Source organism: Cohnella sp. CFH 77786 (assembly GCF_019400745.1).
Classification (GTDB): domain Bacteria; phylum Bacillota; class Bacilli; order Paenibacillales; family Paenibacillaceae; genus Cohnella.
Genome location: NZ_WJIB01000017.1, coordinates 1 through 12264, shown reverse-complemented (window position 1 = coordinate 12264; position 12264 = coordinate 1). Strand labels below are relative to the sequence as shown.

The window sequence follows — 12264 nt, the reverse complement described above, 5'->3', positions numbered from 1 at the left end:
GGGGGGTCCGAATGAATAGAAACTGGTTCCGCAAGCTCCTTTTATCATACCTTCCTGTGTTCTTCGTCGTGATCACGCTATTGTTCGTGATCTTTTTTCAAACCTTGAACGAGCAAAACCGCAAGGAAGCGATCAAAACCAACGATTTTCTGGCGCAGCAAGTCGTTCGATATACGGATAATTCGCTCAAGTCGATCGATTATTTCGTCTTGAGGCAAATCTTGACCAGCCCGGTCGTTACCCGCTTCTACAGCGACGAAGGCGTCGATGTCTTTGAGAACATTCAGGTCGGCAAGCTCATCGACGATTTGAAATTCAATTACCCGCTCGTGGATTCCGTCTATTTCGTACGGCAGACGGACAATTACGTATTCGCGGACGGTTCCGTCTGGCTGGACGGTTTTCCGGATCAACCCTTCCTCGATCGGCTCAAGCAAAACAAGGGCGGCGTGAAATGGACGGGAAAAAGGCTCTATAAACCGTATCCCTCCATCGCCGGAACGGAAGTGATTTCACTCGTCCGGGGAGTCCCCTATTTCACCACGCAGAAAAAAGGTTATATTGTCGTGAATGTCAGTCTGGAGAAGCTGACGAAATCGATCGACCAAATGTACAATCCCGGCATCAGCTTCGTCCGGATGACCGACGGGGAAGGCCGGAACCTGCTCGGCGGCGAGGCAAGCCCATCCGATCATCGGAAAGTTTTCGCCCAATACGTCTCTCCTTATACCGGTTGGCAGGTCGAAAGCGGTCTCATCGACAAAGGTTTTCTGCGCATCGCGCTCAGTTCCTATAAAGTATGGTTCGTCTTTGCTTTCTTCGCGGTCGTTCTTGGCGTCTTATGGGTCGTCCAGGTGACGAGACGGAATTACAAGCCGATCGAACAGCTCGTCTCGTTGATTCGGACCAGTTCGCTCCTTCATCCGGAAACCGGCAAGACGAGCGGCAACGAATTCGGATTTATCCGCAGCGCGCTGGAACACATGATGGAGGAGACGAAGAAGATCCGGCAGGAGAACGTGGAAAACAGCATCCTGCAGCGAAAACACCGGTTCCTCGAGGCCATGGAGGGAGAAGTCCCGGTCCCGGAGGCGGAATGGACGTCCGACCTGAACAAATACAATCCGGTTGCCGTCGGCCGGTCCGCCTATGTCCAGGTGCTCGAAATCGACGGGTATCATACGTTCACCGGGTCGTACGACCAGCATGACCTGTCCTTGTTCAAATTCCTGCTGTCAAGCATCCTTCGGGAAACCGCTCAGCTTCGCGAAGCGTCCGTTTGGGCGGAATGGACGACGGACCGCCGGCTGGCGGCGATCGTTTGGGTGCCGGACAAGGAGAGTTTGGAGGATATTCGGGGACAGGTTACCGATATGGTGATCCAGTGGGTGAAGGAGAATTTGAAATTCACGGTTACGCTTGGCTGCGGAGGTTCGGCATCCACGCTTGAAGAATTGCGCAGGTCTTACGAAATCGCCTGCAGCTTGCTTGCCTACAAAGCGGTTCTCGGAACGGGACGGGTCATCCGTCCGGAAGAGGCGGCCCGCCCTCAGGCGAGATCCCACGATTATTTTCACTCGATTTATTCCTTTTCCCATTCGTTCCGGATCCCGGATCAGGATTGGAGAAGGCACCTGGACGAGCTGTTTAAGCAAATCCGCGACTCCGTCTTCTCGCGCAAAGAAGTCGAAAGCCTCTTATTGTTTCTGCATCAGCATTTGGATCGCGTCTTTCTGGATTTGACCCGGGAATATCGGAATGTGTGGAAAGAGACCGAAGCGGAAATGTCGGAGCTGGAACAGCATTGGGAAACGGTTGACGAGCTTCACGACGGCTGCATCCGGATATTTAACGCGGCATCCGAGAAAATGCAATCGCTGAGGGATTCCCACCGGAACCGGGTCATCATCGGCGAGATCCGCAGCTATATCGAAGAGCATTATTCCAACCCCGAGCTTTCCTTGGAGCATCTAAGCGACAAATTCCTGATTCACTCCAAAAACATCAGCAAGCTGTTCAAGGAAGAGTTCGGGGAAAATTTCGTCGATTTCCTGATCGGGCTCCGCATTCGGACCGCCAAGAAGAGATTGCTGGAAACGGAGAAGTCGTTGCAGGAAATCAGCGGGGAAGTCGGTTATTACAACTATAATTCCTTCAACCGCGCCTTCAAGAATATCGTCGGCGTTTCTCCGAGCGATTATCGCAAGCAAGCCAGTTTTTAAGCCAATCCCCCGCATAGATGTCATATAACATGACATCTATGCGGGGGATTTCTGTTTCGCGAAAAAATCAAAGTATAGAAATTTACGAAGTAAGCGCTTAACAACCTGATTTCTGCGCGAAATTCGGCTTCGGGAAAAATGGGATGGCAACGAATCTTACAAATTGATTGAAATGGCAGGGACGGACTAGAATCGACTTATCGACCGGGGCAAACCTGCCGCAACACTTTCCGGCAAATCGAATCGACAAGGAGAAATGCGAATGAGCGCGTCAGCCTGGTTAAAGATGAAAAGGAGTTGGGAATTATACGTTTTACTGCTGATCCCGGTTGCCTACCTCGTGATTTTCAAATATATCCCGATGGTTGGCGTCCAGATCGCCTTCCGGGATTTCAATCCCATCAGCGGAATTTGGGGCAGCCCGTGGGTCGGATTGAAGCATTTCGATAAGTTCTTTTCTTCTCCGAACTTTACGGTGCTTCTCAAAAATACGCTCGTCATCAATGTCTATTCCATATTGGCCGGATTTCCCATTCCGATCATGCTGGCTCTGGCGCTCAATGAAATCCGCACCGGCTTTTTCAAGCGGTCGGTTCAGATGATCACCTACACTCCGCACTTTATTTCGACCGTCGTCATGGTTTCCATCATCATCTTGATGCTGTCGCCCCATGTCGGGATCGTGGAGCGTGTGCTCACGTATTTCGGGATGGAGGACACCAACATCATGGGGGAGCCGGATTACTTCAAACATGTGTATGCCTGGTCCGGCATCTGGCAGCAGATGGGCTACAATTCCATCATCTATATAGCGGCCCTCTCCAGCGTCGATCCTTCTTTGTACGAAGCGGCGCGGATCGACGGAGCTTCGAGATGGCGGAAAATCCTTCATATCGATCTTCCGGCGCTCGTGCCGATCATGGTCGTCATGCTGATCCTGAAAACGGGCGAAGTGATGGGCACCGAATACGAAAAAATCTACCTGATGCAAAACCCGCTCAATTTGTCCGCATCCGAGGTCATTTCCACCTATGTCTACAAAGTCGGTTTGCTTGGCGCGCAGTTCAGCTTTTCCACGGCTGTCGGATTGTTTAATAACATCGTCAATTTCATCTTGCTTCTGGCTGTCAATTATACGGCCCGCAAATATTCCGAAACGAGTCTGTGGTAGAAAGGGGGGTGAATATGGCCGCAACGATCCAACCCAGGAACAAAATCAGAGAGCCGCTCGGCGACCGAATTCTGCTTGCCGTCATTCTCCTGGTGCTGACCGTCGTCACGCTCAGCGTTCTGTATCCGCTTATCTTTATCTTCAGTTCATCGCTCAGTGCGCCAAGCGCCGTCGTATCCGGTGCGGTGTGGCTGTGGCCGGTTAAGCTGTCGTTCAGGGCTTACGAATCGATCTTCCACAGCTCCCAGCTCATGCTCGGCTATGCGAATTCGCTGTTCTATACCGTCGTCGGGACGATGATCAATATCGCGGTTACGGTGCTCATGGCGTTTCCGCTGGCGCAAAAAAACTTGTACGGGCGGAAGTTCTTCATGATTCTCCTGTTGATCACCATGTTCTTCAGCGGCGGCATGATCCCGACCTATTTGCTGGTCAAGAGCCTTCATATGGTCGATACCCGCTGGGCGCTGCTGCTTCCCGGAGCGATGGCCGCCATGCAGGTCGTCGTCGCAAGGACGTTCTTCCAAACTTCCATTCCGCAGGAGTTGCAGGAAGCCGCCCAAATCGACGGGTGCAGTGATACAAGGTATTTGCTCCGGGTCGTTCTTCCGTTATCCAAACCGGTTCTTGCCGTCATGACGCTGTTGTACGCGGTAGACCATTGGAATGCTTATTTCGACGCTTTGATCTATCTGAGGTCGGAACACCTGTTCCCGCTTCAATATGTGCTCCGCAACATGCTGATTTTGAACGCAACCGACCCGGAAATGTTGGCGGGTACGTCACAGCGGCTTCGAGACCAAGGCTTCGAGCAAGTGCTCAAGTACGCGTTGATCGTGGTGGCATGCGTCCCTGTCCTGATCATGTATCCCTTCGTGCAGAAGCACTTCGTCAAGGGTGTCATGATCGGTTCCTTAAAAGGTTAATTTACAGGGGGGGTTGACTTTGGATGGGGGTGAGGCCGAAGAGGGTGGCGTTCGAAGTTCCTTGCGTGTAAGCGTTTCATTCCGGAGTACAAAATTAGGGAGGGTTCCGTTTGAAAAAGACTTTGTGGGTTTCCTTGATGGTTCTGTTGATCGGCAGCATCGTGCTTTCCGCTTGCGGCCAGAGCAAAAAAGAAGATACCGGCAGCGCAAGTCCATCGTCCAGCAGCGCCGCCAGCGCCTCCGCAAGCCCTTCGCAGGCAGGACCGGTCGAAGTCACGTTCTTTGCTCCTCAGGGCAAAGCTCCTTTGGAAGACAACGCTTATACGAAGCTGGTCGAACAAAAATTCAACGCCAAAATCAAGTGGGACCTGGCTCCCCAGGACGCCCTGGTTGACCGCAGACAGCTTCTGCTCGCAAGCGGCGACTATCCGGAAGTGTTCCTGGAAGGCAAATTCACGAATGCGGATTTGATGACCTACGGCAAGCAGGGCGTATTGATTCCGCTGAACGATCTGATCGACAAATACGCTCCGAACATCAAGGCGCTGTGGGAGAAGAAGCCGTTCCTCAAAGCGGCCATGACGGCTCCGGACGGCAACATTTACGGAATTCCGCGTTTCAATGAATGCTATCATTGCACGTACTCGCAGAAATACTGGATGAACAAAGAATGGCTGGACAAACTCGGCCTCAAGGTTCCGACGACGACGGATGAGCTGTACACCGTGCTCAAAGCGTTCAAGACGCAAGATCCGAACGGAAACCACAAAGCGGACGAAATTCCGCTGACCGGCGCTCCGAACAAATTCGTATGGAACGGGAACATCGATGCGTTCTTGATGAATGCGTTCATCTATAACGATAACGACAAATACTTGACCGTGAGCAACGGCAAAGTCGATTTTGCGGCCAACAAGCCGGAGTGGAAGGAAGGCCTTGCGTACATGCACAAGCTGTACAAAGAAGGTCTGATCGACAAGGCCGCGTTTACGCAAAACGATCAAGCGATCGGCCAACTCGGCAACCGCGAGGGCGACGAAATCGTAGGCTCCATTACGACCGCGCTTGTCAGTTACCTGCTCAATGTCGGAGACGATAAGATTACCCGTCACAAGCACTGGGTCATCGTGCCCCCGCTGAAGGGGCCGCACGGGGTGCAACTGGCGGGCGTATGGCAAGGACTCGGCGAATTTGCCTTCGCGATCACGAACAAGGCGAGCGAAGCGCAGCAAATCGCAGCGATCAAAATCGCCGATTATGCCTTCAGCGAAGAAGGCGCCGTGCTTAGCGAGTACGGAACGGAAGGCGTTGGCTGGAAAAAGGCGGAAGCCGGCGAGAAGAACATCTGGGGCGAACCGGCGAAGTACAGCTTCGACAACCTGCCGCCGCAGGATCCGAACGTCGTCCGCAACGATAGTTGGTCGCTGCTCGGCCCGAAGGACATGTCCAAGGAATTTCGCGACTCGTTCGCTTCGGCTCAGGACCCGCTCAGCTCGAAAGGCTACGAAACGCGTCTGGCGCAAGCGACGAAGCAATATGAGCCATACGCTCCGAAAGAATTCTATCCGGCAAGCGCCTGGATCAAACCGGAAGATACGGACACCGCAGCCCAGCTGACCACGGCCATTAAGGATTACGTTACGACGAGCATGGCCCAGTTCATTCTCGGCAACAAAGACCTCGACAAGGATTGGGACGCTTACGTGAAAGGCTTTGACGGCTTGAACCTGACGAAGTATATCGAAATTTACCAGAACGCACTGCAAAAATAATCGGGAAACGGCGGAACGGAAGTAACCTTCGGGGTTGCTTCCTTCCGCTATGTCTGGGGCCTAAGAAAAGGGGTAGGATGATGGGATACAAGGATTCGTCGCTGCCGGCGGCGGAACGGGCGGCAAGCTTGCTGGCCTTGATGACGGCCGAGGAAAAAGTCGGCCAATTGGTTCAACCGTTCGGCTGGAAGACGTACCGTAAGCAATCGGACGGAAGCGTACGATTGGATGAATCCTTCAAGCAGCAGGTGAGAAGCAGCGGAGTCGGATCGCTGTACGGCGTGCTGCGGGCAGACCCCTGGACCGAAGTGACGCTGGAGAACGGACTATCGCCGGAAGAGGGAGCGCGGGCGATCAATGAGATTCAGCGCTTTGCGGTCGAAGAGTCGCGGCTCGGCATCCCGATTCTGTTCGGCGAAGAGTGCTCCCATGGGCATATGGCGATCGGGGGGACGGTATTTCCGGTTCCGCTTCTCGTCGGAAGCGCGTGGAATGTGGACTTGTACCGGGAAATGTGCCGCGCCATCGCTGCCGAAACCCGCTGTCAGGGCGGCTCCGCGACTTATTCGCCGGTGCTCGACGTGGTCCGGGATCCCCGCTGGGGCCGAACCGAGGAATGCTTCGGCGAAGATCCGTACATGATCGGCGAGCTGGCGGCCGCAGCCGTGCAAGGGCTGCAGGGGGAGCGGCTCGACAGCGAACGCAGCGTCATCGCTACGCTGAAGCACTTCGCGGCCTACGGCAGCTCGGAAGGAGGACGGAACGCGGGGCCAGTTCATATGGGATTGCGCGAGCTGCATGAGATCGACCTGCACCCGTTCCGCAAAGGAGTGGAAGCCGGGGCGATGTCGATCATGCCGGCGTATAACGAGATCGACGGAGTTCCGTGTACCGTCAATGACTACTTGCTCCAGCGGGTATTGAGGGAAGAATGGGGCTTCGAAGGGTTCGTCATTACGGACTGCGGCGCGATCAACATGCTGGCTTCGGGCCACGACGTGGCGGAGAACGGGGAGGAAGCGGCGGCGGCGGCCCTGAAGGCGGGCATCGATATGGAAATGTCCGGCGACATGTTCGGCAAGCATCTGCTGTCGGCGCTGAAGAGAGGAACCGTATCGGAAGCGAAGCTGGACGAAGCGGTGCTGCGCGTATTAAAGCTCAAGTTCAAACTCGGTCTGTTCGAGCGCCCTTATGTCGATCCGGAGCAAGCCGCGAAGATCATCGGCAGCAAGGAGCATGTCGAGCTGGCCAGGCAAGTGGCCCGCGAAGGGATCGTTCTGCTGAAAAACGAGGGCGGAACGCTGCCGCTTCGCAAGGAAACCGGCCAAATCGCGGTGATCGGTCCGAACGCGAACCATATTTATAACCAGCTTGGAGACTACACTTCTCCGCAGCCCCGCCATCAAGTGGTCACTTTGTTGGACGGCATTCGCAACAAATTCGGCGCGGACGGCGAAGAACGCGTCCTGTACGCTCCGGGGTGCCGAATCCGAGGGGATTCCAGGGAAGGCTTCGAAACGGCGCTCGCTTGCGCCGGGCAGGCGGACGTTGTCGTTCTCGCGCTCGGAGGTTCCAGCGCCCGCGATTTCGGAGAAGGGACGATCGATCTGAGGACAGGCGCTTCCGTCGTCACGGAGCATTCGTGGAGCGATATGGAATGCGGCGAAGGGATCGACCGGACCGGCCTGCATTTGCTCGGCGTGCAGCTGGAGCTGGCGCAAGAAATCCATAGGCTGGGGAAACCTGTCATTGTGGTCTATATCAACGGCCGTCCGATCGTGGAGCCCTGGATCGACGAGAACGCGCACGCGATTCTCGAGGCGTGGTATCCGGGACAGGAAGGCGGCAATGCCTTGGCCGACATCCTGTTCGGCGAGGTCAATCCGTCCGGGCGGCTGACGGTATCGATCCCGAAAAACGTCGGCCAGCTTCCGGTTTATTACAACGGCAAAAGAAGCAGGGGCAAGCGGTATTTGGAGATGGATGCGAAGCCGCGTTATCCGTTCGGATTCGGTCTCAGCTACACCTCGTACGCATACGACGGGCTCCGGGTGTCTCCCGACCGCATATCGCCGGATGGGGAAGCCACCGTCACGGTCAACGTAACCAACACGGGAACCGTCGCGGGATCGGAAGTGGTGCAGCTTTATGTGTCCGATAAAGTGAGCTCCTTGACCCGACCCGAGAAAGAACTGAAAGATTTTCGGAAAATCGCGTTGGAGCCGGGGGAAACCCGCACGGTCGAGTTTCGGGTCGGGAAGGAACAGCTGCAAATGCTGAACCGGCAGCTCACGCCCGTCGTCGAACCCGGCGAATTCCTCATCATGGTCGGAAGGAACGCCGAGGACGGCATCAGCGCGTCTTTATTCGTGGAGAACGAGGTGTAGGCGATGTATCGAATCCTTCGCTACTTGAAATTTTTATCGGGCAAACAATGGAAGGATAGCCTCCCGCTGCGCCAATGGGAGATGAGGAAAGCCCGTTATATGAAGCCCGGAGTGTATGAATTCGAACCGGAGCCGGACGGCTTGCTTCAGCCGGACCGGCTGGACGGCCAACACGGCATCACTTACTTCATGACAAAGAAGATCTCGATTCCTCCGGAATGGGTTGCCGATCGGGTCGGCTTGCTCGTGGAAGGCGGAGGAGAAGGGCTGCTGCGGGTGAACGGCGACTCTTACCAGGGATTGGACCGGAACCATCCGTTCGTTCCGCTTTATCCGGGAGGAGTCGGCCATGATCCGCTGCTCGAAATCGAGATGTACGATCCGATTCCCGAGCCGGTCGATCCGCTGAACGCTCAATCCACGATCAACCCGCCGGTCTTCGGCCTTACGATCCGGCTCGTCCGCGTGAATCAACCGCTGCAAAGCTTGCTCTACAGCGTTCAGGTTGCTTACGAAGCGATGCTGCTGCTTCCCGAACAGGACTTGAAAAGGCACCGAATGATGGACGCCTTGTATGAGACGATGGATGAAACGTACCGGTTTGCGGACACCCGGCTGACCGATGGAGAATGGCTGCGTTCGCTGGAGGATAAGTTGACGGAGCGCATCCGGGGGATCATGCCGGACCGGGGAGGTTCCGGCGTGATCCATATGGTCGGCCAATCGCACATCGATATCGCCTGGCTGTGGCCCGTTCGGGAGACCGTCCGCAAGGTCAGCCGCACCTTCTCCAGCATGACCGCGCTCATGGACGAATACCCGGATTTCGTCTATTCCCAGAGCCAGCCGCTGCTTTATGCTTTCGCCAAGAAGCACGATCCGGACTTGTACGCGAAGATCAAAGCGAGAGTCGCCGAAGGACGGTGGGAACTGGTCGGCGGCATGTGGGTCGAGCCCGACTTGAACATTCCGAGCGGAGAGTCGCTGGTCCGTCAAATGCTGCACGGTCAACTCTTCTTCCGTGAGGAGTTCGGTAAAATGTCGCGAATCGAGTGGCTGCCCGACACGTTCGGCTACTGCGCTTCGCTTCCCCAATTGCTCAAGCTCGCGGGCATCGATTATTTCATGACGACGAAGCTCAATTGGAACGACACGAACAAGTTTCCTTACGAGCTGTTCCATTGGGTCGGCATCGACGGCTCCTCCGTCGTATCGTATTTGAATCACGGCCTCAACGAGCACACGAAGCCGAAGGATGTTCACGAGCATTGGGAGGCGTTCCGGCAAAAAGACAAGCTGGACGAGCTGATGCTGCTCTACGGGCACGGAGACGGCGGCGGCGGTGTGACCCGCGAAATGATCGAATACGTCCGCAGGTCTCCGCTCATGCCGGGGCTTCCGGTCAGCAAGTTCAGTACGGCTGCCGCTTTCTTCGATAAGGTGGGGTCAATCGCGCAGACGCTGCCGAAGTGGCACGGCGATTTGTATTTGGAGCTGCACCGGGGCACCTATACGACGCATGCCCGGAACAAGCGCAGCAATCGCAAGGCGGAAGTGTTGTACCGGGAAGCGGAAATCTGGAGCCGGATGGCTCGGCCATTCCTTGGGGGCGACCCGGGGCGGGAAGCTTTGCGCCAAGGCTGGGAGCTGATGCTGCTCAACCAATTCCACGACATTATCCCGGGAACGGCGATTACGGAAACGTACGAAACGTCTGCAAACGAATACGTGGAAGTGTTCCGGCTGGGGAACGATTGCCTGGCGCGATCGGTGACGGCGCTGGCCGCGAACGTGCAGGCAACTGGTGAAGGAACGCCGTATCTCGTCCTGAACAGTCTCGGCTGGGAACGGGGCGAAGTCGTTACGATCGAAGGGGACGCCGATCTGGCTTCGGCTGCGGCGTTCGACCAGGAGGGCAACCGGCTGGCCGGCGACGTACGCCAAGTTGGGTCCGAATCGGGGCGTTGCGAAATGGCGGTATACGTCCCTTCGATTCCCGCACTCGGTTATAAGACGATATGGCTGAGGACGAGGGCGGATTCGGACGAGACTGCCCCGGCAGCTCTTCCAGGGGTTCCGGCTTCGTTCGGCGACTCGTGGGAAACGGACCGGTACTTGCTCGAATTTAATGCGGCAGGGGAAATCACGCGGTGGCTGGACAAGGCGGCTGGGCGCGAGCTTCTGCCTCCCGGCGCCAAAGCGAACGAGCTGCAATTCTTCCACGACAAGCCGCTGTATTGGGACGCCTGGGACATCGATCCCCGCTTCGAGCAGCAGCGTGCCGGTACGGTCGAACTCGTCAGGAAAGAGCTGGTCCAAGCGGGCCATACGGCCGACGTTCTCCGGTTCGAGTGGCGGTTAAACCGTTCGACGGTCAGCCAAGATGTCATTCTGTACCATCACCAGCGGCGTGTCGATTTCAAAACCCGCGTCCAGTGGCACGAAGACCACAAATTGCTCAAGGTCGCCTTCCCCCTCGACATCGTGACCGCCAAGGCGACCTATGAAATCCCGTTCGGAGCGCTGGAACGACCGACCCATAGCAACACGAGCTGGGAGCAAGCCCAGTACGAGGTTTGCGGACACCGCTGGGCGGATTTGTCGGAGGGCGGCTACGGCGTCAGTCTGCTGAACGATTGCAAATACGGCTACGACATCAAAGACGGCACGATGCGCTTATCCCTGCTGCGCGCGCCGAAATGGCCGGACGATACGGCGGATCAAGGAGAACACGAATTTACGTACTCCCTGTACCCGCACGAAGGCGATTGGAGGGGTGCGAACGTGGTCCGGAAGGCTGCGGAGCTGAATCACCCCGCGATCGTGGCGAGAATACCGGAAGGAGGCGCAACCGGAGCAGGGGTGCTGCCGGCCTCGCAGTCGATGATCCCGTTTCAAAGCCGGTCCGTCATTCTCGATACCGTCAAACCGGCGGAGCGGGGCGGCGGAACGATCGTCCGTTTCTATGAATCGACGGGGAGTCGGGACATCGTCAGCATCCGGCTGCCGTTCTCGTCCGGCCGGGTATGCGCTGTCAATCTCCTGGAGGAGGAGATCGAACCCTTAAACGTCTCCGACGATGGAATCCTGCATCTGAGCTTCAGGCCGTATGAGGTGAAGACGATCCTATACGAGTAAAGAGAGCGGATACGAGAAAAGGATCATTCGAACCGCACGGTTCTGGGACAGAAACCGGGAATGGAAGCCCTCACGGCTCGCTGAAGCCGCGGGGGCTTTTTTTTCTGCCGCGCGCGTTTGGGGGTGTGGGAGAGCAACATTTCGAAACCGGTTCGTGATAAAAAATGTGCGGCCCGCGAACATGCGATTTGGAGCCATGGAGCCAAGGAGCCAAGGAGCCAAGGAGCCAAGGAGCCAAGGAGCCAAGGAGCCAGGGAGCCAAGGAGCCTTAAAGGACAAGAACGATTTCGTAAATACTAGGATCTACTGCGTTCTTCGGTGCCTTCGATTCCTCGGTGCCTTCGATTCTTCGGTGCATTCGATTCTCCGGTGCCTTCGATTCATCGGTGCCTTTAGCCGTCCCGCGACGCGTGCTAAGGGCAATAATGCAACTATTTCTGCCTAAAACGCCCGGTTTTTGCTGAATAAGAACCAAAATACATTTAGTTGATGCGAAAAATCGAAAAATACCCCGAAACGGGAGTTGAGTCCGTATACTTGTGTAAAAAGCTATGGTGAGAAATAGGAGAGCCATAGTCAAAATCCTCGGTTAGAATGAGGTTGTCGAGACAACATTCTAGGGGAGGATTTGCTATGGCTCAATATCAG

At 55.8% G+C, this 12264-nt stretch carries 6 protein-coding genes; all 6 read left to right on the top strand.

What is annotated here, in order from left to right; genetic code table 11:
• Positions 1-11: 11 nt before the first annotated feature.
• The 6 genes from GE107_RS21080 (at position 12) to GE107_RS21055 (ending at position 11616) form a co-directional block, all read left to right on the top strand.
• Positions 12-2222, top strand: a complete 2211-nt coding sequence (locus GE107_RS21080; RefSeq protein WP_219642531.1) for a helix-turn-helix domain-containing protein — start codon at positions 12-14, stop codon at positions 2220-2222.
• Between the two features lie 262 nt (positions 2223-2484).
• Complete coding sequence (locus GE107_RS21075; protein ID WP_255570720.1) at positions 2485-3393, top strand: ABC transporter permease; 909 nt, start codon at positions 2485-2487, stop codon at positions 3391-3393.
• A gap of 14 nt (positions 3394-3407) precedes the next feature.
• Positions 3408-4319, top strand: a complete 912-nt coding sequence (locus GE107_RS21070) for a carbohydrate ABC transporter permease (protein WP_219642524.1) — start codon at positions 3408-3410, stop codon at positions 4317-4319.
• Between the two features lie 110 nt (positions 4320-4429).
• Positions 4430-6091, top strand: coding sequence for a type 2 periplasmic-binding domain-containing protein (locus GE107_RS21065; protein ID WP_219642521.1), 1662 nt, complete (start codon positions 4430-4432; stop codon positions 6089-6091).
• Positions 6092-6171: 80 nt separating this feature from the next.
• Positions 6172-8478: a glycoside hydrolase family 3 N-terminal domain-containing protein gene (locus tag GE107_RS21060; protein WP_219642519.1), complete on the top strand. Its 2307-nt coding sequence runs from the start codon at positions 6172-6174 to the stop codon at positions 8476-8478.
• 3 nt (positions 8479-8481) lie between these two features.
• Positions 8482-11616 carry an alpha-mannosidase gene (locus GE107_RS21055; RefSeq protein WP_219642516.1) on the top strand — a complete coding sequence of 1045 codons (3135 nt, stop codon included), beginning with the start codon at positions 8482-8484 and terminating at the stop codon, positions 11614-11616.
• Positions 11617-12264: the final 648 nt, after the last annotated feature.

Excerpts from the sequence above, each read along its gene's own strand:
- GE107_RS21080 (WP_219642531.1), top strand. The coding sequence starts at position 12 with ATGAATAGAAACTGGTTCCGCAAGCTCCTTTTATCATACCTTCCTGTG.
- GE107_RS21075 (WP_255570720.1), top strand. The coding sequence starts at position 2,485 with ATGAGCGCGTCAGCCTGGTTAAAGATGAAAAGGAGTTGGGAATTATAC.
- GE107_RS21070 (WP_219642524.1), top strand. The coding sequence starts at position 3,408 with ATGGCCGCAACGATCCAACCCAGGAACAAAATCAGAGAGCCGCTCGGC.
- GE107_RS21060 (WP_219642519.1), top strand. The coding sequence starts at position 6,172 with ATGGGATACAAGGATTCGTCGCTGCCGGCGGCGGAACGGGCGGCAAGC.
- GE107_RS21055 (WP_219642516.1), top strand. The coding sequence starts at position 8,482 with ATGTATCGAATCCTTCGCTACTTGAAATTTTTATCGGGCAAACAATGG.